Annotated in this window: 18 protein-coding genes, 1 pseudogene and 1 other annotated feature; of the genes and pseudogenes, 12 read left to right on the top strand and 7 right to left on the bottom strand. The window is 59.0% G+C overall.

Translation table 11 applies throughout. The annotated features are described in order from the left end of the window. Nucleotides 1–14 precede the first annotated feature (14 nt). Together AYM40_RS11920 and AYM40_RS11915 are read right to left on the bottom strand one after the other, a co-directional pair. Complete coding sequence (locus tag AYM40_RS11920; protein WP_063496400.1) at nt 15–2,492, bottom strand: ATP-binding cassette domain-containing protein; 2,478 nt, start codon at nt 2,490–2,492, stop codon at nt 15–17. 15 nt (nt 2,493–2,507) lie between these two features. Further along, complete coding sequence (locus tag AYM40_RS11915) at nt 2,508–3,731, bottom strand: substrate-binding domain-containing protein (protein ID WP_063496399.1); 1,224 nt, start codon at nt 3,729–3,731, stop codon at nt 2,508–2,510. A 731-nt stretch (nt 3,732–4,462) separates the two neighbouring features. Here AYM40_RS11915 and AYM40_RS11910 point away from each other — a divergent pair. After that, nucleotides 4,463–4,747: a DUF4148 domain-containing protein gene (locus AYM40_RS11910; protein WP_063497973.1), complete on the top strand. Its 285-nt coding sequence runs from the start codon at nt 4,463–4,465 to the stop codon at nt 4,745–4,747. A gap of 103 nt (nt 4,748–4,850) precedes the next feature. Here AYM40_RS11910 and AYM40_RS11905 read toward each other — a convergent pair whose 3' ends face one another. Further along, nucleotides 4,851–5,393, bottom strand: a complete 543-nt coding sequence (locus AYM40_RS11905; protein ID WP_063496398.1) for a MarR family winged helix-turn-helix transcriptional regulator — start codon at nt 5,391–5,393, stop codon at nt 4,851–4,853. A 319-nt stretch (nt 5,394–5,712) separates the two neighbouring features. Between AYM40_RS11905 and AYM40_RS11900 the strand changes: the two genes are divergently transcribed. The 5 genes from AYM40_RS11900 to AYM40_RS11880 all read left to right on the top strand — a co-directional run bounded on the left by AYM40_RS11900 (nt 5,713) and on the right by AYM40_RS11880 (nt 11,157). After that, the gene (locus tag AYM40_RS11900) at nt 5,713–6,657 is read left to right on the top strand and encodes a 3-keto-5-aminohexanoate cleavage protein (RefSeq protein ID WP_063496397.1); all 945 of its coding nucleotides are present in this window, start codon (nt 5,713–5,715) and stop codon (nt 6,655–6,657) included. A gap of 639 nt (nt 6,658–7,296) precedes the next feature. Next, nucleotides 7,297–7,941, top strand: a complete 645-nt coding sequence (locus AYM40_RS42415) for a hypothetical protein (RefSeq protein WP_236720824.1) — start codon at nt 7,297–7,299, stop codon at nt 7,939–7,941. Between the two features lie 20 nt (nt 7,942–7,961). Continuing rightward, a complete protein-coding gene (locus AYM40_RS11890) occupies nt 7,962–8,471 on the top strand; it encodes a nuclear transport factor 2 family protein (RefSeq protein WP_063496395.1) in 510 nt (169 codons plus the stop codon). Nucleotides 8,472–8,531: 60 nt separating this feature from the next. After that, the gene (locus tag AYM40_RS11885; protein WP_063496394.1) at nt 8,532–9,641 is read left to right on the top strand and encodes a Gfo/Idh/MocA family protein; all 1,110 of its coding nucleotides are present in this window, start codon (nt 8,532–8,534) and stop codon (nt 9,639–9,641) included. Nucleotides 9,642–9,798: 157 nt separating this feature from the next. Further along, the gene (locus AYM40_RS11880) at nt 9,799–11,157 is read left to right on the top strand and encodes an MFS transporter (protein ID WP_063496393.1); all 1,359 of its coding nucleotides are present in this window, start codon (nt 9,799–9,801) and stop codon (nt 11,155–11,157) included. Nucleotides 11,158–11,244: 87 nt separating this feature from the next. On the opposite strand, the gene AYM40_RS11875 is transcribed toward AYM40_RS11880, so the two are convergent. Together AYM40_RS11875 and AYM40_RS11865 are read right to left on the bottom strand one after the other, a co-directional pair. Further along, nucleotides 11,245–12,479 (bottom strand): IS3 family transposase gene (locus tag AYM40_RS11875; RefSeq protein WP_420488449.1). Its coding sequence is split into 2 segments (ribosomal slippage): nt 11,245–12,191 and nt 12,191–12,479, totalling 1,236 coding nucleotides; the frame shifts between segments, so codons are not numbered across the junction. Further along, nucleotides 12,085–12,201: a sequence feature (AL1L pseudoknot), on the bottom strand. It overlaps the preceding gene by 117 nt. 286 nt (nt 12,480–12,765) lie before the next feature. Next, nucleotides 12,766–13,875: pseudogene (locus AYM40_RS11865) on the bottom strand (Tn3 family transposase); the annotation flags it as partial. Nucleotides 13,876–14,759: 884 nt separating this feature from the next. Here AYM40_RS11865 and AYM40_RS11855 point away from each other — a divergent pair. Genes AYM40_RS11855 through AYM40_RS11845 form a run of 3 tightly spaced genes read left to right on the top strand, consistent with a single transcriptional unit; the run spans nt 14,760 to nt 16,593 of the window. Then, nucleotides 14,760–15,224 carry a hypothetical protein gene (locus AYM40_RS11855; RefSeq protein WP_063496391.1) on the top strand — a complete coding sequence of 155 codons (465 nt, stop codon included), beginning with the start codon at nt 14,760–14,762 and terminating at the stop codon, nt 15,222–15,224. Between the two features lie 9 nt (nt 15,225–15,233). After that, the gene (locus AYM40_RS11850) at nt 15,234–15,926 is read left to right on the top strand and encodes a protein mobD (protein ID WP_063496390.1); all 693 of its coding nucleotides are present in this window, start codon (nt 15,234–15,236) and stop codon (nt 15,924–15,926) included. Continuing rightward, on the top strand, nt 15,919–16,593 hold the full coding sequence (locus AYM40_RS11845) for a hypothetical protein (protein WP_063496389.1): 675 nt from the start codon (nt 15,919–15,921) through the stop codon (nt 16,591–16,593). Before AYM40_RS11850 ends, AYM40_RS11845 begins: the two co-directional genes overlap by 8 nt. Before the next feature lie 47 nt (nt 16,594–16,640). Here the strand turns inward: AYM40_RS11845 and AYM40_RS11840 are convergent, their stop codons facing one another. Continuing rightward, nucleotides 16,641–18,824 carry a ParB/RepB/Spo0J family partition protein gene (locus AYM40_RS11840; protein WP_063496388.1) on the bottom strand — a complete coding sequence of 728 codons (2,184 nt, stop codon included), beginning with the start codon at nt 18,822–18,824 and terminating at the stop codon, nt 16,641–16,643. Nucleotides 18,825–18,952: 128 nt separating this feature from the next. Further along, nucleotides 18,953–19,786 carry a DUF932 domain-containing protein gene (locus tag AYM40_RS11835; protein ID WP_063496387.1) on the bottom strand — a complete coding sequence of 278 codons (834 nt, stop codon included), beginning with the start codon at nt 19,784–19,786 and terminating at the stop codon, nt 18,953–18,955. A 998-nt stretch (nt 19,787–20,784) separates the two neighbouring features. On the opposite strand from AYM40_RS11835, the gene AYM40_RS11830 reads away from it, so the two are divergent. The 3 genes from AYM40_RS11830 to AYM40_RS11820 are packed head-to-tail and all read left to right on the top strand — an operon-like array spanning nt 20,785 to nt 23,021. Continuing rightward, the gene (locus AYM40_RS11830; RefSeq protein WP_063496386.1) at nt 20,785–21,681 is read left to right on the top strand and encodes an SMEK domain-containing protein; all 897 of its coding nucleotides are present in this window, start codon (nt 20,785–20,787) and stop codon (nt 21,679–21,681) included. Continuing rightward, nucleotides 21,641–22,381 (top strand): TIGR02391 family protein, encoded by a 741-nt coding sequence (locus AYM40_RS11825; protein ID WP_236720823.1) that lies wholly within the window; start codon nt 21,641–21,643, stop codon nt 22,379–22,381. The genes AYM40_RS11830 and AYM40_RS11825 overlap by 41 nt, the downstream gene beginning before the upstream one ends. 16 nt (nt 22,382–22,397) lie before the next feature. Continuing rightward, nucleotides 22,398–23,021: a hypothetical protein gene (locus AYM40_RS11820; RefSeq protein ID WP_063496384.1), complete on the top strand. Its 624-nt coding sequence runs from the start codon at nt 22,398–22,400 to the stop codon at nt 23,019–23,021. The last annotated feature ends 2 nt before the right edge of the window (nt 23,022–23,023 follow it).

The following is a 23,023-nucleotide window of genomic DNA, read 5'->3' as shown; positions in this document are numbered from 1 at the left end:
GTCCATGATCTTTCTCATTTTGCCACCGCCATTTCTCTGCTCTTCGAATAGAGTGCGACAGATGCCAGAATCATCCCGCCCAACAGATACGACTGCCACGAATCTCCAATGTCCAGAAATGACGTGACCACGTTGACCTGAACGATGAGAAGGGCGCCAAGCAGGGAGCCGACAAAGGACCCACGTCCGCCAAACAGGCTTGCCCCGCCGATGGCGACGGCCGCAATACTAGCCAGCGTGTAGTTGATGCCCGAACTCGGGTCGCCGGACCCAACCTGCGCCATCATCGGCACGGCGGCTACGCCAGCGAGGAGCGAGCAACCCACATACGCCGCAAGCAAGGTCCGATGTGGACGCACACCTGCCATGCGGGCAGCTTCAACCCGCGAGCCCACGCCGCGAAACGTGAGCCCAAGCCGGGTCTTGAAGAGAGCGAACTCGAGTGCGACCGCGAGAACAACAGCGAAGATCGCGATAACTGGTACAAAGCCGGCCTGCGTACCGATTGCCTCGACCACCGAATCCGCGATCAGTCCGCCTGGAACCGGGCGTAACAGGAGGGATGCCGCCTGCAACGCCATGTAGGTGGCTAGCGTTGCGACCATTGGATGCAATCGGAATGGGTCAACCAGTATCCAGTTCACAACCCCGACTGCGACTGCGATCAGAATAACAATCACCCATCCCGACAACTGGTGCATCATTGAGGCGCCGTCGTTGAGGAAAAACGACTGTATAACGACCATCAGCCCCATCAGTGGTCCAACAGATAGATCGATACCTCCAACGAGCATGAGTGCTTGCTGCCCGTATGCAACGATGGCCAATGTCGCTACGAGCGCCAGCATCCCGCTCAGGTTGCGAGCGGACAGATAGGTATCGTTGACGTGCGTGGCATAGATGCCGAGTGCGCAAACTGCCAGTGCGAGCATGACGAGGGGCGCCCAATCTCCCGATGCCCACTTCCAGAATCCTGGGATGCTAGCCGAACCTCTCTCGCGCTCCGTGGTCGCAGTCAGCACCGCAGACGTGATGTTGTTTTCGTTGACAGCAGTGTCGTGCAGTTCCTTGACGATATGCCCGCGAGAGAAGATCGACACACGGTCGCACAGACCCGCCACCTCAAGCGCATCTGACGAAACCACGATCACGGCGGTGCCGGCTGCGGCAGCCTGACGAAGCACCTTGTAAATCTCCATCCGGGCGCCAATGTCCACACCCTGGGTCGGTTCGTCGACGAGCAGAACCTCGGGATTGCTCGCAAGGACGCTGGCCAGCACCAGCTTCTGCTGATTGCCTCCTGACAACGAGCGAATGGGCGTTTCGACGGTCGGTGTCTTGACCGCGAAACCTGTTACTGCCAGTTTGGTGCGTCTCGCTTCGCTTCTCTGGTTGATCCAGCCATGAATGGAATCGAACGGAAGACTGCGGAGTGAGAAATTCTCACGTACGGATAATTCGCCGAAGATGCCATCCCGATGGCGGTCACCCGGGAGGTAGCGAATGCCCGAAGCGGCGGCGGCCTGAGACGTCTGAATTTTCGCTGGTATTCCGTTGACGGTGATGCTGCCACGGCTTCTGGCAAGGCCGGCGAGGGCGCGCATGAATTCGCGCTGTCCGTTGCCGTCGATACCGGCCAGCCCCACGATTTCCCCTTTCCTGACCTGCACCGATACGTCAGTGAAGCCAGCGCCGCGCAGCGATACCACGTCAAGCACCACGCCGGCGCGCTCATGTCCGGCTTTCGCGGGGAACTCCCGGTCAAGCGCCCCGCCAACGATGAGTTCGACGATTTGTTGTTCGCTGAGACCGGCAGCGTCATACGTGCCTTGTCCTTGTCCGTCGCGCAAAACGGTCAGGCGGTTGGCGATCTTCTGCACTTCGCGAATGCGGTGCGAGATATAGACGACCGAGCAACTCGCTGCCGTCACTTTGCGAATGTGCTCAAATAGACGGTCGACGTCTTCCGCCAGCAGATGCTCGGTGGGCTCATCGAGAACGAGAACCTTCGGTTTGGCGGCGAGCGCCTTCACGATCTCGACAATGAAGCGTTGCTCGGGATTCAGGCTCAAAACCCGCTCGTTTGCATCGATCGCGACGTCGTCACTCCACTGCCGCAGGAGTTGTTGTGCCCATTGCGCGGTGTTCATCAGAGAAGGGCGTTGTTCGATCGGCACGCCGAGATAAAGGTTCTCGGCAACAGTCAGATCGGGCATGAGAGCCGGTTCCTGTCGCACGATCGCCAAGCCGAGGCGCCGCGCCGCGTCGGTGTCGCCTTTAGTTTCTGCGCCGTTGATAACGACGCGTCCTTTTTCCGGGACGAGCGCACCGGACGCAACCGCCATGAGAGTGGACTTACCTGCGCCATTCTCGCCGACGAGACCATGCACTTCGCCCGCGAGCACCGAGAACGTGACGTTATCAAGTGCCCGTACACCGGGAAAGACTTTGGTGACACCATCAATCTGAAGCAGAGTGTTCTGATCGTTCATGATTCGCCTCGAGCTTTACTGCTCAAATACTGCCTTGAGCTTTTCAGGGGGGAGGGCGGAGGACAGGTCGGCATCGGGCGGCGCGCTGGGATCGCACTTGGGATCGAGGCCCTTGGCACTGTCGGCGTAGGCGAAAGGAAGTACTGAGGGCGATTCGTTATCAGCGGTGCCTTGATAGCTGGCGACGCCATGCCGCACTGCGAAGCGCACGTAAGTTGTCGTGCCATCGAGGGTGTAGTACGGAAATGCGGTCCCCGACTTCTTGGCCGACAGGTAGTGACAGTTCAGTTCGTTATCGCTTGCGATGGTTACGATGGCGGGCACCGGGAGATGTGCCTGCTCGAATGCTTTCGCAGCGGCAAGCGCGGTCACGCCATAGTCTGTGACGATGGCGTCGATGTGCGGGTACTGGGCGATCAGGCCTGCGGTGGCTTTTTGCGCGTCCACCGGATTCCAGTTCGTCACGACAAACTGATCATTTAATAGCTTCAGGTTCGGGTATTTATCGAGGCCGGCCTTCAGGCCGTCCATGAAGTTGCGGGATCCGGCAGCGCCAGGCGATCCACCCACGAACACCACGTTGCCTTTCTTGAGGTTTGTTCCAAGCCAGTTGGCCCAAAGCACACCAATCTGCTTAGTGTCCCCGACGACGTTGACGACGTAGTCGCGTCCGGCTACCCCGGATATCTGTGCCGAATACGGTACGACCGATACACCCGCTTTCATGGCTGCGCGCATGGCCGGAAGTTGTACTGCGCCAAAATCCGGAAGCATGATGAGCACATTGACGCCCTGTGCGACCATGCTGTTGATGTCGGAGTTTGCCTTCTGCGGATCGCCGTTGGCGTTGCTGTAGATGATCCGCTTGACGTTCTTGCAGCGGCTGAGTTCGTCCTTGACCTCGGCCAGACCTGTCTTTCGCCAGGTATTACCACCGTATCCATCGGACACGCCGACAATCATCGGCTTCGCGCCGCAGAGGGGAGTAATGTCGCTTTGGCGGTTCGTCAGGGAATCGTCTGTCGCGTGTGCGGCAGTACCAATCAGGCCAGCCGAGATGAGCAGTGCAATGTGGCGCAGCGAGTGTGGAACGGCTCGCCGATGCGTACGGCATGCGCCGACGTGCCTGACCGGGCGGTCTGTGGAGACTTTTTTCCCGACAGACGACTCTCCATCCGCAATGAATTGGGTCTGCATTTTTGGCGCTGCAGCTTGCCAGACTCGAAACATATCGAACATGACGATCCTCAAGGTAGGTAATGAAGTCGGATTCGAAAAATGAGTTGAGGAAAATCTCGAACCCAGCAGTGATCTTTTGAACACAAGCCGCGCTAGTGATAAAGCTCGAACGCGAACAGATGCAGACGAGTTGCGCGATAGCGAAAACCGGAACAGGCCATACATCCCGGCATCAGTCCGTGGTGAGAATTTGGCAATCCTATATTATTTATTTGATGAAACATTGGTTCAGATATTTGGACATGCCAGAAAGCGTGCGTCCTGTGTCCAATGCCCGTTGCGGCATAGTTTTATGCTAAATCGTGCTATGTGCGATGAATTCATATCGAATAATGTGTTTCGGGATGAATAAAGTCAAGAACCCTAGGGAATGTCCCTAGCGAAGGGTGTAGGGGTGATTTGGCAGCGCTTGCGTGACTGTGGCGGCGTACAACGCCACCATCAATTTGAGTTGGGCTGCGTGGGCGAACCTGCTTTTGTGTGCGGAACCATGCACGCCAGTTTCGATTGCCCAACGCCTATGGTCCGCAGTGATAGATGAGGAAGGCTAAGCAGTTGTTTCGGCATATGAAGCGGGGCGACGTGTCGCGTCCAGACTGTTGTTCGCCATGCAACGGTGAATCGGTGGCATGAGTACTTACCCCAGGTGGCTCTTTCTCTTAGACTGTTTCTAGCCGTGGCACACAAGCTGTTTCGTCACGCCACTCATACAATTTTAGAGGCACATGATCATGAAGTCGTTCACTAAGGCGGTCTTTATCGCAGCCCTGATAGCGGCGCCCGTTGCGTCGTTCGCGCAGTCCAGTCAATCGCTCAGCCGAGCACAGGTGCGTGAAGAACTCTCTCAGGTTGAGAGCGCCGGCTATAACCCGCGTGATGCGGTGCATTACCCGGAAAACATTCAAGCTGCTGAAAAGAAAGTCGCAGCACAGAATGCCGCGGCGCAAAGTGGTGAGGTGGGCTATGGCGGCGCAACGGCTGGGACCTCTCGTTCGGGTCACGCACCGGGCCTGTAACACTTAGCTATGTTCCGAACTGCGGCAGCCAGGCCGCAGTTCGCTTTGCTTCTCCGTGCGTACTGATCGGGGACTGTGCGCCCCGCAAGCCAGCGCTCACGATCTAGTCTTCGACTGTGCCGTCACTGGCCCTGTCCGTGAGGTTTTGCGCGACCTGATGCATGACCTTCCAGAAGACGCACGTCTCCTCGGGCGTTACTCCATCAAACGAACTGCAAAGCATCCGGATGATCTCCGGCAATAGTTCATCAACCAGACGTCTGCCATCGTCAGTGAGACTGACGTAGTACTTGCGCCGGTCTTTCGGATCGCGAGTTCGCGTTACCAAGCCGCGCTTTTCCATACTGTCCAAAGCCGGCACAGCAGTGGTCGAGGCGATCCCCACGCGTTTGCTCAGTTCCAGTTGATTCAATTCACCGCGTTGGGCCAGCACCCGCAGGTAGTACCAATGTGCGATGGAGATTTTCTCCCTGTCGAGGATCTTCTGCGCCTCGACGTTGTACAGCCGATGCAGTGTTCGGGTCATCCACGGGACGGTTCGGCCGCGATCGTCGAAGATTTCCCGTCGTTCCATTTCCGCTGAGCCGCAAGGCGACTCGATCGCTTCGAAGGTCATATCGATTGCGGTGGGGTAGGACTTAGCCATTCGCTCATTCCTCGACAGATAGTTTGAACCGGCTACGCGCCGGGCCGCCCGGAAAAACTCAGTGAGAACGTCTTTCCAGGGGATTCCCTGGTGCCCTTGACTTTGTTAGTTCTTGAGTGCATCATTCGATGTAAATCGATCGTGCGAAGAATCATTTTAACACAAATGATTCGATTGGGAGGGCGGTGGACTTTCGTGAGTTTACGGCTCTGTCATTTGATGAGGCCTTCAGCCACGTCGGAACGTCCGATGCCTATCTGATTGCCGCTGGTTCGGAAAAATTCGAGCCCTTACTTCACTACCTACGTCGAGGATCATCATCATGGAAAAACTGCCACTGTGGGAAGCCGCCAAGCGCGAAATGGAGGAGTACCAGTTCATTGCAGGAGCCGAGTTGCAGCCCAAGTGGGACGTGCCGGAGAAGGTCGCAATCAACGCCGCGGTTTCCGGACGCTTTGAAGACACGACGTCCTTCCAGGCGTACGTGGATGAAGCGACCACCGTGATCGAAGCCGGCGCCTGCGGCGTTCACATCGACTTCTCGTTCATGACCGACGCACAGGGGCGCCGCATGGATCGCGACATCCTGCCGGTCGAGGCCTACAAGCAGGTTATCGAGCCGCTGCGCGCCCGCTTCGGCAACGATTTCGTCCCGAACGTGAACGTGCTGCACGGCACAACATTCGATATGTGCATGAGTCCCGCTCGCGAAGGCCTGACCGAAGTCGCGCCGTGCGCGCCGGGCCATCCGGAGGCCTTTGCGGTGCCGGCCGTCGCAACGCTCGAGGAGGTAGGCGTCAAGCCCGAGCTGGCAGTCCACAGTTCCGGCGAAATCGAACTTGCCAAGCGCAAGCTGATCGATACCGGCATTCTCAAGAAGCCGTACAACTGGCTGATCCTCTACGGCTTGCCGTTCAACGTCGGCCGCACGCTGGTGTCGGGCACCTGGGTTAGCGACGCTCAGGACATGACGCAGCACATGTTCCTGATGGTCGACCAGATTCGCAAGATCGATCCGACCTCGGTCATCAGCGTCTGCGCGGCGGGCCGCGCATCGCTCTATATGACCACCCTCGCCACCATGATGGGTCTGCATATCCGCGTCGGCACGGAAGACACGCCGTGGAAGTACCCGAACAGAGACGAGCGCCTCAAGAGCAATCTTGAGATGTTCACGATGGCGCGCGACATTGCCGGTCTTCTCGGACGCACTCCGGCAACTGCTAACGAGTACCGGGCGCTGATTGGAAAGCCAGCGCGCTAATAACGTGTGGTTGCCATGACGCCGCGAGCGCGGCGTCATTTTGAAAGAGTGGTTGTTCGACGTTGACGTGGTCGTGCAATGCGGGGAATCTTGGCAATACGGTTGTTGATCGGATTCTGTAACTGCTACAAAGTCAGAACCAGTTGTTCTTCAGGCCTTGGCGTGTCGACGCATGCCCGGATGCTCCATGGGCCACGCCGACCTTGAGCGTTCTACAACCGAGGAGAGTGACAAATGAGTGATCAGACAAAAGGCGCAGAGCCTCCTGTGCAACTGTGGACCCGGGATGGGTTCATGGGCGTATTTTCTGTCGTTACCCGGTCGACGTACGCGCCAGATTATCTTTCTGTGGAAGGGCCACATGCACCGCGGCGGGCGGTCCTTGACCGTTTGATACCAGACGATCGGGACAGCGCGGATGCGCTTCCGACCACCGTGGCGACGTCCAGACTGGGTGTCAAGCTGCATGTGTCTGGCCGGCGCAAGCCGATGCCGTTTGTAGTTCGAAATGTGGAGGCGGACGAAATCCATTTCATCCAGTCGGGTAGCGTCAAATTCGAAACGGACGTTGGCTGCATCACGGCTGATGAAGGCGACTTTGTTTGCATCCCGCGCTCGATAGCGTATCGCTACGCGCCTTTGGGCGACACCATGCGCAGCCTCATTGTCGAAAGCCCATCGGCATTGAAACTTGCGCCTCCGGCGCCCACGGGAATGATCAATGTCGCGCGGGACCTGGAGTATGCGAAGGTGGGTCCCGACATTCCCGCAGGCAGTCAGACGAAACTGGTGCTGAAGGCCATCGATGGAGAGAATACGGTGTTCACGATGCCGCATGATCCGCTCTCTCTCGGCATGCAATTGTCGGAATCCGTTCCGGTGTGGAAGCTCAACCTGAACAAAATTCAGTTGCTCACCTACTCGCCTGATGGCGGACCTCCGAGTCAGTTTTTGTCATCCAGCACGGGCGATGTTCTGTTATTCAACCTCAGTTCACGCATCTCGAATCGACCGCCGATTCACGTCAATGCGGACTTCGACGAGGTGATCTGTTACGTGCGTGGGCCTGGTGTCTGGGGCGGATGTTCGGAGCCCGGCACGTTGACCTGGGTGCCAAAAGGTGTGATTCATCACGGGCCGCCCGAGAACGTTCCAGAGACCTATCAGGCCTGGTTGCTGGAAACGCGGGCAACGCTTCGTTGGACGCCGCAAGCGATTGCGGCATCACAGTTGATGGAAACGGGCGAATACGGACCGCATCCGAGCGAGCTTCATCGTTCCTAACGAGAAAAAGGAGCCATAAAGTGGATAACAGGCTTCAACAGTTTCTGGACGAGGCTGAAATCAAGCGCATTCATATCCGCTACTGCCGGGGCATTGACCGGATGGACTGGGACCTTGTGCGTTCGTGCTATCACCCGGACGCGATCGATCGGCACGGCGCCTATAACGGAGGCGTGGAAGGTTTCATTGAATGGGCTGCGGAACTGCTGCCGAACTTTGAGTGCACGCAGCACTTCACCGGCAACCAGTACGTTCAGGTGGATGGCGACGTCGCTTATGCGGAGCACTACGCGCAGGCAATACACAGGACAAAACCCGTCGACGGAAAATTGGCAACGGATTGGATTGTGAACGTCCGATATGTGGACCGAGTAGAACGACGTAACGGCGAGTGGCGAATTGCGGACCGTGTTGTCGTACTGGACTCCCAGCGCTCGGACGCAGTCTCAGCCGAGTCGGCACCGTTGGAGAACTCCAACGCCGGGCGCCGCGATAAGGATGACCCATCGTACAAGTGCGGGCTTGTGTAAGCAATGCCTAGCGGTCTCTGATGGTCGGTATGGAAGTCACACATTGGTTTAGAGGGAGCAATGGATAAACGTTTTCGTGTGGGTATCGTTGGCTTGAGCGCTGAGCGAGGCTGGGCCACTACCGCTCATATTCCGGCCTTGCGTGCGCTGCCTGACGTGTTCGAACTTGCCGGTGTGGCGAACACCAGCCTGGCGAGCGCGCAGGCCGCCGCCGCCGCCTTTGACATTCCACGTGCTTTCGAGAGCGTGGCGGCACTCGTTGCGTCTCCAGACATTGATGTCGTGGTTGTAACGGTAAAGGTTCCATACCATAAGGAAGTGGTCGCGGCGGCGCTCGAGGCTGGAAAGACGGTCTATTGTGAATGGCCGCTTGGAAATGGACTTGCCGAAGCAACCGAGCTTGCTCTTCTCGCGAATAAAGCAAAGGTGCCGGCCGTTATTGGAACTCAAGCAATCGCGTCACCTGAAGTGGAGTTCATTCGCAAGCTCGTTGCCGACGGTTACGTCGGAGACGTGTTGTCGTCGACCTATATCAGCGCGGGGGTCAGCTGGGGCGAACAGATACCACGCGGTGACGCTTACGCCATGGATTCCAAAAATGGCGCGACCCTGCTCTCGGTCATTGGTGGACATGCTATTGCGGCGGTGCAAAGTGTGCTGGGGCCTATCCGCGAGATTGATGCCGTACTGTCGCGGCGTCGGCAATCGGTGAGCATCATCGAAACGGGAGAGAGCATCCCGATGAAGACGCCCGATCATGTGATGATCAACGCAGTGCTTCAGTCTGGCGCGCCTTTGTCTTTGCAGCTTCGTGGTGGATTGCCGCGCGGTACCCGTCTGCTGTGGGAGATCAATGGAACCGAAGGGGATCTGCGTATCACCGCAGCGGTCGAACAGGTTCCTGCAGTGAACATTTCGCCGCTGCGTGTGGAGGCGGGTCGCAAAGGCCAGGACGGCTACACCGAACTCGAGATACCGCAATCGTATTACTTCGGTCTTGAAGATGCTCTGGCTGCACGAAACGTGGCAGGAATATACCGGTTATTGGCTGACGATCTGCGCCTCGGAACCCAGACGGCTCCCAATTTCGATGACGCGCTGGTACTTCATAAGGTTTTATCCGCGATTGAACAGTCTGATCAGACCGGTCGACGGGTGCGAGTCGGCTGATCAGCGCATTGGTCGCTTCTCCGGCGACGGCTTCCAAGCGATACCTGCGTTACGCCCTGCTTTTTTGCATGTGGCGCAGGTTTCGTGTGTTGGTTCTGAGCGTCGACCGCCGCGATATGGGCGGCCACGTGCGCTCCTTCGACAAAGGAGACAAACGATGAAAAGTGCTTTGGTCGTCGACGTCCAGGAGTTCATCAACGAGCACCCATTCGGTCGCTTTCGACGACTCATTTTTTTCATGTGCTTCGTGATTGTCCTCCTGGATGGCTTCGACGCTGCGGCAATCGGTTTCATCGCGCCGTCGCTAATGACCGAGTGGCATCTTGCGAAGCCCGACCTCGTACCCGTCCTGAGTGCCGCGCTGTTCGGGCTCGCGTTCGGGGCGCTCGTGTCCGGCCCTTTGTCCGACCGTGTCGGACGTCGCTCCCTAATGCTCGGCTCCGTGGTCCTCTTCGGTGTTGCCAGCGTCGCGTCCGCGTTCTCGACGAACCTTGTGCAACTGACCGTGCTGCGCTTCATAACAGGCATCGGCCTCGGCGCAGCCATGGCCAACGCAGTGACTATGATGGACGAGTTTTGCACAACCCGACGCCGCGCAACTGTGACCAGCCTGATGTGCTGCGGATTCCCGCTCGGCGCGGCTTGCGGCGGACTGATTGCGGCGTGGCTGGTTCCGCAGGCTGGCTGGCGAAGCGTTCTGATGCTGGGCGGGGTCGCACCGATACTTCACAGCGTCTTGCTGTTGCTCAAGATGCCGGAATCGGTGCGATTCATGGTCGCAAATCACAAGCCCGTAGCGCGCATTCGCGCAGTTCTCGTGCGCATCGCCGATGAAGCAATCAATGCGCGCGGCTTCACACTGAGCGAGAGCGCCCCCGAAACGGGCGACAACGGGCTCGGCCTGGTGCTGTCGCGTTCATATATCGTCGGTTCATTGATGCTATGGCTCGCCGCCTTCATGGGTCTCCTGATTATCTATGCGTTAATCAACTGGATGCCAATTCTCCTGAAAGATGCTGGCCTGAGCCTGAAGAGCGCAACGCTGATCTCTGCACTGTTTCCGCTTGGCGGTGTCGGCGCGGTGCTGTGCGGCGCGCTGATGGATCGCTTCAACGCCAATGTCGTGGTTGCCGCGTGCTACGCGCTCGCTGCGATCAGCCTCTTTTGTATTGGAGCAACGGCGGGACACATCGCCTTGCTCGTGCCAATCGTACTCGTGTCCGGCGTGCTGATGAACACCGCGCAAGCCTCAATGAATGCTCTTGCAGCCACCTTTTATCCGACGGAGGGGCGTGGCACCGGTGTCGCGTGGATGCTCGGCATGGCCCGCTTTGGCGGCATCGCGGGCTCGTTTCTCGTAGCCGAACTCGTACGCTGGCATTTCACGCTAGTAGGCGTCTTCGCGACGATCGCCGTTGCCGGAGCCCTTGCTTGTGTCGCTTTGCTAGTCAAGCAGCTTGCGCCGCCACACGTCTTCAGAACGGCGCCGGACGGAGTCGGATCGCTGAGTCATTGACCGGCCGGTTGTGCCGGCTATTGCTGGCGATGCAGCCGACGTATGCGCCGCAGTGAACCGCCCCGAGAATCGTGGAGGCTGGTTGGTTTAAGTTGATGCCGGCACAGCGATGGTATTGCTGAATTGCCGGTAGTAGTTTGCCTCAGCTTCAGCGGGCGGGATATAGCCGAGAGGTTCCATCAGCCGATGATGGTTGAACCAGGCTACCCATTCCAGCGTCGCCAATTCGACGGACTCACGCGTTTTCCACGGCGCACGACGATGAATCATTTCTGCCTTGTACAGCCCGTTGATCGTTTCAGCCAGCGCGTTATCGTAGCTGTCGCCCCTGCTGCCAACCGACGGCTCGATGCCTGCTTCGGTCAGCCGTTCGCTGTAGCGAATGCTGACGTATTGCGAACCTCTATCGGAGTGATGGATCAGTGTTCCGTCATTGTCCGGCCGTCGAGCGTACAGCGCCTGTTCAAGTGCATCCAGAACGAAGTCCGTGGTCATCGACGAGCTGACGCGCCAGCCGACAATGCGCCGAGCAAATACGTCGATCACAAATGCGACATAAAGCCAGCCCTGCCACGTCGAGACGTACGTGAAATCCGAAACCCAGAGCTGGTTCGGCCGGTCAGCCTTGAACTGACGGTTGACCCGGTCGAGCGGGCGTGGAGCCGATACGTCGGGGATCGTCGTGCGAACTCGCTTTCCACGCCTCACACCGCGCAAACCCTGTTGCTTCATCAGCCGCTCGACGGTGCAACGTGCCACCGCGATACCCTCCCGGTTCAACTGCTTCCAGACTTTGTCTGCGCCGTAGACCTGCATGTTGGCCTGCCAGACTCGCTTGATTTCCGGACTCAGAAACTCATCGCGTTTCGCTCGGGCACAGCGCCGCGACGGATCGCGAAGCTGTGCGGCATGACGCCGATAGCCAGACGGGGCAATCCGCAAGACCTTGCAGATCGACTCGACCCCGAAGGTGTCGCGATGCTGATCGATAAAGGCCTTCAGGACTTCAGGCGGCGGTCGAGTTCCGCCTGGGCGAAAAATGCGCTCGCCAGCTTCAGGATCTCATTGGCACGGCGCAGTTCCTTAACCTCACGCTCCAGTGCCTTGAGGCGCTCACGTTCCGACGTCGTGACGCCCTCACGCTCACCCCTATCAACTTCTTCTCGCTTGACCCATCCCAGCAGCGTCTGGCTCGTACAGCCGATCTTGGGGGCGATGGATTCGATCGCTGCCCACTGCGAGGGATACTCGCCCCGATGCTCTTGCACCATGCGCACAGCACGCTCGCGGACTTCAGCAGAAAATTTGTTCGACTTGTTCATAGCTCCATTTTCTCAAAAATTGGAGCCTCCACCAAATCCGGGGCGGTTCACAGTCCCTCTGGCCCTACCCTTGATTTCAATGCAATTTGCGACGGTAGGTTGGTCTGGGTTTGATGCGAGTTTGCGAGGCGGCCCTGTTAAAATACCTCACCAAATCAGGCACTTCCTGTCTGGTCGTTTTCGTTTTTTGATCTCCCGACCGAAGTGGCCGCGGGGGGAGTGCCGATCGCCCTGCGCGCATCGGGCGGAATTCGAGTAGCGGCGCGCCGATGGAGATCACTGCGGGTCAAGCTAGCCGTCGCTGCTGCGCATTCAGGCCGGCGACGCTCGGCAGCAAATGATGCGCATAGCGTGCGATCGGGAAATTGAACGTTCCGCGCAGGTTGATGCCTTCGAGCTGCGTCGACGCGATGCGCCGCAAATCCGCCGCCTGAACGGTCTCTCCACTCATCGAGTCCATCTGGTCGATCGCACACTGCATGTGGATCGTGTTCCACGCCATCTCGGCATTGATGAGCAGCGCCAGCGCCGAGGACACCGCCGAGAGCGAGTCATGGTGTCCGGCCAGTTCCAGCGGAATCTTGCCGATGTGGATCGCCCGCTGAACGGTATGTACCGCCTCCCCACGATTGAGCACATGCTGCAATTCGGCGTGAAATGCCGGATTGGTGAGGTAGTCGATTAGGTAAATCGTCCGGAACAGCCGCCCGATATGGACACCGCCATCGTATACCGGCTGTCCTCGTGACGCCGAACCGAAGCGCGAGAGCGCTTGCACCGAAGTGCATTGGCCGGTCTGCACCGAGGCGGCGACACGAACGAACTCGTCCCAGATGCTCCCAATCAGATCCATCCGGACATCGCGATCGGTGACGGCAATCAGCTCCGCAGGGACGGTATGTTGCTGCGGGACGTGCAGGCGCCGGTCACGGAGACGCGAAAGCCGTGGGCACAGGTCAAAGCCTAAAGCCCGTGCGAAGCCCATCGCATAGTCCGTATATCCATGGGTATCGGCTGCAAGCTGTGCCACGTCGTCGATACCGCTTTGGCGAATCATGCCCTCAATCGCTGCCGCGGCCTGCCGCTCATTGAGGACAATGGGTTGATCGTAGAAGATACCCCAGCGATCGCGCACACGCGTGTACATGCCCATCGACGCAGTGCGCCGGCGCGGGTCGGGCCGGGCTTGCCAGACAGCACGGGCCGTCTCCAGCGACATCATGTTCGACGATGCCGGGTCGGCGCGCCTCCAATGTGCCGCGATCTGATGCCGGTGCATGAATTCCAGCACCGCATCGGCGGCACGCCGCAATTTCCGTTCATCGGCGATGCGGTTCATCATCTGCCGGATGGCCGCGGACGCCAGTTCCGGCACCATGCGTGCGATGTCGGCGCCGTCACAGTTGAAACGCGTCGTGCTCGGGCAGTTGGCTATTTCGGCGGCTGTGAATACAGTTCTCGACGTTCGCGTTGAACTGATCGATCAGATTGCCGGAGTACGCGGCAGGATCCCGGTCGACGCGAGAGAGCTTGTTTGTTAACAAGCGCAAGTTTACTGAGGCTGTGACCATGCTTGTCTGGTAGAAGTGTGTCGCACATGGCGCCCAAAACCGGCGATAGCCTATCCTGCCATCACTTGTTTCTACGTTTGTTTTCGGGGCTGAGTGTGAGTCCCGTGCAAGCGATGCACAAGTCATGTGCAAAAAAAATTCAGTCCCGTGTAATCGCCGTGCGTAGCGCGAGCAACGCGGTGATAAAAAAAAGGTGCAAGTCGCATGAACATTGCCGATTGATCCCGAGTGCGTTTGATGTGACGGCGTGGTTGAAGCACCTCGGCACGCGAAAAACGGAGTTCGCGCTAGACACAACATCCCGTGCAGATCAGGTGACATTCGCGGGCACTGCGCTGTTGCATGGCTGTGATCTCCTGTGCAAGTCGGATGCGTGCGCGTGTAGGCAGCGTGCTAAAGACGATTCAAGACAAGTGAATATCGCGTTCACTTGCCCGTAGCAGGGCTGGTGCTTCTGTGTCCTCCGTGTTGCTCGATGAGAACATGATTCTCACGTGTCGTTGATGCCGGTGTGTGCGCGTGGCAAGGCGTGTTGAATTCCATGCATATCGAGAGGACTTCAGCTAACAGCGGAAAAATTTTTCTGTTCCATCATATTCCTCTGCATTCCGATGTATTCCATCGATCTCAATGACCAGTAGCGACAGGTATTGACTTCGGGGGAATGCCTACGCAACATGCATGAGAGGGCGTTGCATCGGAGTGAATCATGCCGATTATCAGAAGTTTCGCGCGAGGACAATGGGAGGCACTTGGACGCAGGCTGGATGCACTGCCGGAAAAAGCGAAAGACGAGCAGCACCTCAAGGTGGGAGACGGCGTTAAATCCATACGGACGCAAATCAGTACGGCGCGGGAGAAGGGATACACGCTCAGTGAAGTGATCGAACAGGCGGCGCAGGAAGGCATCGACGTGAATCTCAATTCCTTGAGATACGCGATGCGCCGCAGTGAGGGAAACGGGCGAATTCGACGGGAAAGCAAAGAAGCGGTACGAGGTCATGCCGCAGGGCCAGCACGGGGCAAGAAACCGGCGCAGACGAATGCGGCACGCGATAACCCGCTATATGCCGGATCGCAACAGAAAAGGGATGGGGGAGTAACCAGGCCGGGACTCACACAGGTACAGGGCTTCCTCGGATTTCCGATCAGTCCAGATACCGAAAATCTGTAGAGGTATGACATGGCAACGGAAAATCCTCCTATCTATATGGTCGGTGGCAGCAAGGGCGGTGTCGGCAAGAGTTTCGTGACACTGGCGTTAGTCGATTACCTGCGGCGCATGGATATGAATGTCGTGCTGGTCGAGACGGATACATCCAATCCCGATGTCATGAAGGCCGTTCATGACGAAATCGAATGCGGGTCATGCGATCTGGACGATGTGAGTGGCTGGATCGATTTCGTTAATTTTTGCGACGCGCACCGGGATTCGACGGTCATCGTTAACACGGCGGCGCGGAGTCAGGTGGGCGTTGCGCAGTACGGCGAAACGCTCGCCAGCACGCTGGACGAACTGGCTCGGCGTCTCGTCGTGTTGTGGGTCATCAACCGGCAACGCGACAGCCTGGAACTGCTCCTCAAGTTTGGTGCGACGTTCCCGAATGCAGTCACGCACGTCGTGCGCAACGGCTATTTCGGCACGCCTGAAAAATTCACCCTGTATCGGGACTCGCAACTGCGCAAGGCCATCGAGGCACAAGGTCAGTCGCTGGATTTTCCTGATCTCGCGGATCGGGTAGCCGACGAGCTTCGCAGTCAGCGCCTGTCGATACGCAAGGCGGCGGAAACGATGCACATCGGCGAGCGGGCCGAACTGCTACGTTGGCGCGCGCTGTGCAGCACGATGTTTGCTAGGGTGACGGGCAATGCGTAACCGGCGGGTGCGGCCACCGGATGCGCTCGCCCGCCTGTTTCTCGATGTCGCGGGTGAATTACCCGACGATGCCAGTCTCCTGCGCATGAGGCGGGTTTCCACCGCGCTGAGCCTGCGGGACAACGATGCGCTGTGGTCGATGATCGCCGTGCTGGAATACTATGCGCGGCTTTACGAGGCGATGCCCGACCGGATACGAAGGGCCGGTGACGGCAGTTTCGACGCAGTGCGTCGAGAAGCCGAGACGGCGACCGATACCTTGATGCGCCAGCATCGGGACGCGCTCGCGCGCTGCAAGGCAACGATCCAGTTGGCTGAGGACATGATCCGGGAGCACGAAGCGAGATATCAGGCCGCGCTGGCGAAACTCAATGAAGCATCGATAGCCGTGCTGGCCGACCGGCTGGCCAATCGGGTCGTAGGGATCGCCTGTAACCGGTTTATCGGTGCGGCCGCGGTGGCGGCGCGGGAACAGAGGGAGCGGATGGACGGTGCGGTGGGCCTGTTCGAGCGGGCGATAGCTGAGGTGGCAACACGGACGGAAGCGAGCCTTGAAGTGGCAGAGCGGCGTTTTACTCGCGCCCTGCGTCGTTTATCGATAGCCGTGGCCGTCTTGTTTGTGATGTTGGTCGGTGCGGTAATCGTGTCGAGCGGGCACGTCAGCTAAGCTATAAGCCCCGCCTGCGCGTGAGCGCGGGCGGGGGAGTAGGTTGCTTACGCGGTGTGCTGCATCACTTCCGTATTCGCCACGCTGGCGGCGGTCGGGAAGGGCCATGCCGGGAAGCTGCCGCCCGTCTGTGCGGCGTCGGTCGCAGAGTCCGTTTCCTGCGCGTCGGCGGCGCCTGCGCTGGCTTCCTGTGGGTTCTCCGGATCGTCCTCGTCAGTCTCGTCATCCTGGGCCGTCATTACGCCGAGGGCATGGATGGGCGGAGCTTCCCGATCGGTGAGGATTTCCGGGAGCCATGCCGATTTTGCGAGCCGCATCTCCGCAGCAGCAGACGCATCGCCCTTCTTCATCTTGCTGAGGTCGAGGGCGATCTTGGGCGAAACTGCCTGCATCGCGACGTCCACGATGCGCGCCTTGCTGACATGATCGAAATATGAGGCGCGGGTCGGCGTCCAGTACCGGGTCATGTCGAGCTGCAGCACGTTGCTCAGGGCGTTAATGGCCTGCGGCCCTTCTGTGCCGGTTACTCCGTCAAGCAGGCTGCCGGTGCAGAACGCGAGCAGGTCGAGCAGCGTCGTGCCGGGGTCTTGCTCGGTCAGCCACGGCAGCAGATCAGCCAGATTCCGGGGGAGGGTCGCGAGCCACTGCTGGCGTTGCGCGTCGATGATGCTCCATGCGGGGCTGGCGGGCAGATCGTCAGCGGCCTTGAGCAGGGCATCGTGGTTGCTGCTGGCGTTGAGTTCGAGGTAGTCCCGGCTCGACCCGACGCCATATCGTTCGGGGAAGGCGATCGGCGCGAGCCGGAACAGCAGGGCGGCGAGGGCAACGGACGGCTGTGCGATCAGTTCCGCGTGGATGGCAGCGGTGCGATGAGCGCTCAGACGCTGGCAGAGCTTCGCGCTGTGAACCGGCTTGACCTTTCGGTTTGCCTCCTTGAGCGCCGCGACAGCTTGTCCGACCGTTGCCGCGCCTGCGTCGTGTCCGGCTTCGCTGTCACGGCGCACCAGCCCGCGTTCGATGATCAGATTGCCTTGCGGGTCGAGGATCACGAACGCCCCCGCTTCGGCCATCTGCTGCGCGTCCCACGCCTGTGTGCGGATTTCCAGTGCCTGAATCGTGGCAGTGACTGCGTTTAGGTCGGCCTCGATCCGTTCGCCTTCGTCGTAGGCGTTTTCGTCATTTTCCGAGAGCGCATCGTACTGGTCCGCGAGTTCGTCCTGCCGCGCCGTCAGTGCATCCATTTCGCGCTGCTCGTCCTCGGTATACGGGCGGTTGAGCGGATCGAGCTTGTCGTAGCGGTTCAGTTCGAGCACGTCACGCTCGATCCGAGTCTCCGTCCAGTTCCACCCTTCGGCGCGGACTTCCTCGGCAACGGCTTCGAGTTTCTCGCCCGCTAGTCGCTGCAACAGTTCAGCGTCGGCAATGAATCCGGCGTTTTCGGCGTCGCTGAACAGGTCACGCCGCACAAAACCGCCCGCTGCGTCGTAGGCCGTGAGTCCGACGAAGCGCACCAGACGACTGCGGCTCGCGTCGACTTCTGACCGTGTGATCGCTTGCCGCAGATATTGCGGTGCGCGCTGCCAGTCGTTCAGTGCATCAAACCAGATGCGCTCCTGCGTTTCAGGATCGTCGGCTAGTGCGAGCGCCGCAAGCTGGTCGAGGGTAATAGCATCCTCGCGCAGCAGGGCGAGCAGCTTGGGCGATACGTTGGCAAGCTTCATGCGCCGTTTGACCGTGAGCGGCGAGGCGGAAAAGAGCGCGGCGATGTAATCGACGCTGCGACCTTCCTCGGCCAGCATCCGGTACGAGCGCAGCACGTCGAACGGGTCGAGTCCCTCGCGCTCGCTGTTCTCGATCAGCGAATTGGCAAGGGCTTCGCCTTCACTGACGATCCGAACGGGCACCGGATAGTCGGCGGTGATGTGCTTCTGTTCATATAGCAGGTCGAGCGCGGCCTCACGGCGCTGGCCCGCGCAAACGCCGTGCCGGCGCTGCTTGCCACGCGATCCCTTAATTTCGTGGACGACGAGATTTTGCAGCAGCCCCTTCGCGCGTATGTTGGCGGCGAGGCCGGGAATGCCGGACAGTGGCTCGGTGCGCGCGTTAAGCGGCGAACGCCGAAGACTGGAATAGGGCACCGTCACGATAGGTTGCTCGTTACCAAAGCTGGTTTCGAGCAGGGAGGCTGTTTCGGCAGTGTCTGCCGTGGTGGTTTCGACTTGGGCTTGCATGATTGACTCCAGAAAGTTAAGAAAAAGTTCCGGGCCGCTGCACTGCTGAAACCGATAAGGAATCGACCCGGATAGGATTCCTAATCGACATGGAAGAAACGAGGCGGCGGAGCGCCGCCCCTGTGCGCTTACGCCTTGATCTGGCGCATCGCGTCCGCGAGCATCCAGAGCGCGCGGTTGAGCTTTACGTTCTGGTCGATACCGGTAATTGGGCGCGTGGACATCGCGCGGCCCGTGCGCGAGCGCCCGTGCAGGCCGCCCTTCGTGAGGTTTTCCTGCACGCGGTTAAAGACCGTCCACAGGTCGTCCCGGCGATCCTCGAAGCGACGCGGGGCGAGTAACTGGCTTTCGGTGATGGGGGCCTGTGCCTCGGCATCGGTCGGGTCATATCGCAGCGCGAGCGCGGAGCGGGCAAACGCGTGCTGTTCGTCGCGGTCGAGCGTCACGTCGCGCATGCCGTCCTTCTGCTCGCGGATCAGGTCGAAACCGTCGAGCACGTCGAATGCGCCATTGATGACGTTCTGAACGATGTTGCCTTTATGATGTACGCGGATATCGGCCACGTTGTCGCCTGCCACCATGCCGTTCTGGCAGACGAAGCGCAGCACGCCCGCCAGCATCTGATAGCTACTCGTGCCATCGTGCGAATTGAGGAGCACTATTTCGTTAGCTTCATCGCCGTTGATCTGGTCGGCGTGGCGAAGCCGGAGCATGTGTTTCGTGTATTCGCGCTTGCCCTGATCGCGCACGCGTGTCTGACAGACCATGAACGGCTGGAAGCCTTCGTTGCGCAGGCCGCGCAGCACATCGATCGTTGGAATGTAGGTGTAGCGTTCCGAACGGCTTTCGTGCTTGCCGTCCGCGAAGATGGACGGGGCAACGCGGTGGATCTGGTCATCCGACAGGGGCACATCGGCGCGAAGCATCGGGGAGCCGTAATGGAAAGAGGAAGCGAGTTGCATGGCGTTCTCCACAACAAAGAAATTGAAGGGTGTTGGGCTGACCGGGCTCCAAGATTCCGCCCGCCCTTAGGGGTTGGGCTCGTCCCGGTGGAACCCGGGGTTGGCAGTGCTGCCGCCAGTCTCCTGAGTTCGCGCCCGTGCGATCCAAGGAGCCGATAGCGGCCCGGCGTCAAGGAAAAAGGCGAGGGAGGGGTGCGGGCAACACGGTCCCTCGCCCCTTGACGCCGGGCCGCTATCGGCTACGGTCGCGAGATTTGGGCGGGAACACACGGGCTGGTGGCTGCGAAGCTTCGGGTTTGACCGGAACGAGCCGCCGCGCGGCGAGCGCGATCGTGGAGGCCGTGAGCGGCCTCCACCTGAACAGGTCTTTTGGGGGTTCAGGTGTTGCGTCAGGGATTGATGCCCATCAGGGTCGAGACGCGGCACGCGGCTCGACGCGCAGCGCGAAAGCCCGGCCCGCAACGTGAGTGCGGGGACGCCTGAGCTCGCTTGCTAGAATGCCGTAGGGAACAATGGACTGATGTGGCAATGCCTCTACCGACAAAAGTTGATCAAATGTTCGCGTCCGAGGAGATTTCCGGCGCGCGTTCTCGACATCAGGATGCCACCCGGGCTTCTCGCGAACGGCGAACGAGTGCCTTTACTGGTTCGCGGATCAGATTCCGCGGATATGAACTAGAAGTGCTGGAGATCGGCCCGTTTGTGGACGGGCACGAACAGGTGGTAACGTTCAGAGCGCGGTCGGTAGGCGACGCGTCGCCGGGTAGCGGCGCGATCTTGCAGACGCCGTGGGGAACTTGCGAGATCGCTGGTTAATGGTCCGGAGATATGATTTCAAACGCCGGGATGGCCTTACTGTTCAGTTCAGGCCCGAAGGCAAAGCTCGTCAAAGCCTTGATGGCTCTGCGAAATAACGGGGGCGGCTGATTGGTAATTGCCATTGACGATTCGATTATGCAACCAATTGCTGATGGGCGGCCTGCGTCGGCTCGGTGACCATGGATTCAGGAAACAACACGCGAAATGCGGCGCTGGACCGGTTGGCACTTGCGCTGTCAATATTCAGGGACTATGTCGAAATCAAAAATGGCGCGTTTTTTTTCGACAGCAACCGGCTTGCCGAGACCCTGATGTGTGATCTGCTATCGGATCTGTGCGGGTGGGGGACATTCAGGAATCTGAACACGGACAATCCGAAGCAACCGGCTATCGATCTCCTGTCGTTTGACGGCAGGGTGGGCGTTCAGGTCACGTCGACGCGAACCCTCAACAAGGTTAAGGACACGATCGCAAAATTCGTGTCGCTTGAACCAAGACCCGACGAACTCTACATCGTGATGATCTGCGGCAAGGAGGACAGTTATCCGGCACGGGCTATCGAGAAGTGTCTGGGCGATTCGGGTCTGGATTTCACGGCGAAGAAGAACATCTTGGATCTGGGCGGACTTTTCAATCTGGCGCAATCGCGTAGCGAGGCCCGGATCGAGGACGCCGTGATGCGCCTCGAAGCTGAACTCGGGAAATGGGCGTTGAGGTTGTTGAATAGATTCGACGGGACGGCCGACCGTGTCTTAAGAGTGCTGACGTCTCACGACCTGGCACCGTCAAGCATTGTTCAGGCGCTTCAGGTTGACCCGAAAGTCCCTCGCGTAGCACTGACCACGCCGCATGATCTGCATCCGTACCTGACCGGGGCAGCGTGCGAGTCGATCGCTGCGGAGTTCAACGTTCCGCTCGATTGGCTTAACGGACGTTCCGAGCGGATCGGGGAGTACTTCTGTCCGTCGCCATGGCGCTCACTAGGAAATGTCAAAAGCCTGCTTCACGGCGTTCTGGATCGTTACCGAACGTGGCTTGAGCGGCACGCAGATCGAGCGGCTGTTGCAAGAGATTGAGGTAGCCGACCCATCGCCGGGCATCACCAAATGGAAGCGGCTGTTCAATGCCTTGGCCGGCGTACAGAACCAACATCAGGTCGGCAACCATCTCATCATGTTCATCAACCGTGCGACGAATCCAGTGAGTTACGCGCGCGACCCTGGCACGTTCGCTTGGCGGCGCGATGAACTCAACGTCGTGTTGGCGTTTTCGGGATTCTACGTTCGCGAGGATGGCAGGGTCGGACATGCCGATAAGGCAACGACCCTGGACGCAGCGCGCGCGCGTGCCGGTCGGCTTAAGGCGGCTCTGGAAAGCCGAAGCGTGCATGCAGAGGTGCTGAATTACTGCCGCGTCGAGCTGCTGGATGAAAACTATTTCCATGCCGTCTTCGAGGCGAGCAAGGGCGTCGCGGAGCGCATTCGATTGCTCTCCGGCCTCACCGGCGACGGTGCTGAACTGGTGAACAAGGCGTTCGCCGGCCAGCAGCCCATTCTGACGTTGGGGCCGCTCACCACTGAATCCGAGAAAAGCGAGCAGAAAGGCTTTGCGAATCTGCTGATCGGCTTGTTTGGAGCCGTGCGCAACCCGCTTGCCCACGCACCCAAGACGAATTGGCCCATGTCCGAGCAAGATGCGTTGGACATCCTTACGATGGTATCGCTGATTCATCGCAAGCTGGATCGTGCACAGAAAGCAGATATTTCATCACTGTAATGAGGGAAACGTATCCATGGATGTTTCGCATATCGAACTGCCAACGCGTCGAGACCCGCTTCTGATGCCTTGGCCGGTACCAGGGAATACTGGCGGCTTCATTCAATTCGACCATGCGGACCAATGGCGTGCCTTTATCAGCCATCTTGACATGGGCTCCCGTATTCCGGATCTGGTGCACATGAAATACGCCCGCGCGCAGAAGCTCTATTTACTTGGCTGGATAGACTCAGATCTAATTAAGGCTGGTGAGTTGGTCGCCTTGACCACGCTGGAACTCGCGTTAATGGACCGCTATGGAGTCCACTACCGGAAGCAGGATCGGACGTTCGCAGCGGTGCTCAAGCATCTGGTGAATGCCGACGGTTTGACCGACGAACAAATACCGATTGTCGCTCGCTGTGGCGGTAGTGCAATCGGCCAGCTTATCGGTACGACGAGACCGACTTTGGCGCAACGCCGCAACGCAATGGCTCACGGCGATCCATTTGACGGGCTCCCGGTCGGCGGCCTTATTGAACTGGTACGCGATCTGATCACCTTCGCCTATCGCCATTTCATCGCGGAATCCGGTAGGAATAACTACATGAAGCCGTTGCGCTGGGAAACCAGCAATGATGTGGCCGACGGTTGCAGCTAGCG

This window comes from Paraburkholderia phytofirmans OLGA172, from assembly GCF_001634365.1.
Lineage (GTDB): Bacteria > Pseudomonadota > Gammaproteobacteria > Burkholderiales > Burkholderiaceae > Paraburkholderia.
This window is presented reverse-complemented; position numbering and strand designations above follow the sequence as displayed.

Coding starts and splice junctions, on each gene's coding strand:
- AYM40_RS11920 (WP_063496400.1), bottom strand. CDS start 2,492: ATGAACGATCAGAACACTCTGCTTCAGATTGATGGTGTCACCAAAGTC.
- AYM40_RS11915 (WP_063496399.1), bottom strand. CDS start 3,731: ATGTTCGATATGTTTCGAGTCTGGCAAGCTGCAGCGCCAAAAATGCAG.
- AYM40_RS11910 (WP_063497973.1), top strand. CDS start 4,463: ATGAAGTCGTTCACTAAGGCGGTCTTTATCGCAGCCCTGATAGCGGCG.
- AYM40_RS11905 (WP_063496398.1), bottom strand. CDS start 5,393: ATGGCTAAGTCCTACCCCACCGCAATCGATATGACCTTCGAAGCGATC.
- AYM40_RS11885 (WP_063496394.1), top strand. CDS start 8,532: ATGGATAAACGTTTTCGTGTGGGTATCGTTGGCTTGAGCGCTGAGCGA.
- AYM40_RS11880 (WP_063496393.1), top strand. CDS start 9,799: ATGAAAAGTGCTTTGGTCGTCGACGTCCAGGAGTTCATCAACGAGCAC.
- AYM40_RS11855 (WP_063496391.1), top strand. CDS start 14,760: ATGCCGATTATCAGAAGTTTCGCGCGAGGACAATGGGAGGCACTTGGA.
- AYM40_RS11850 (WP_063496390.1), top strand. CDS start 15,234: ATGGCAACGGAAAATCCTCCTATCTATATGGTCGGTGGCAGCAAGGGC.
- AYM40_RS11845 (WP_063496389.1), top strand. CDS start 15,919: ATGCGTAACCGGCGGGTGCGGCCACCGGATGCGCTCGCCCGCCTGTTT.
- AYM40_RS11840 (WP_063496388.1), bottom strand. CDS start 18,824: ATGCAAGCCCAAGTCGAAACCACCACGGCAGACACTGCCGAAACAGCC.
- AYM40_RS11835 (WP_063496387.1), bottom strand. CDS start 19,786: ATGCAACTCGCTTCCTCTTTCCATTACGGCTCCCCGATGCTTCGCGCC.
- AYM40_RS11830 (WP_063496386.1), top strand. CDS start 20,785: ATGGATTCAGGAAACAACACGCGAAATGCGGCGCTGGACCGGTTGGCA.
- AYM40_RS11820 (WP_063496384.1), top strand. CDS start 22,398: ATGGATGTTTCGCATATCGAACTGCCAACGCGTCGAGACCCGCTTCTG.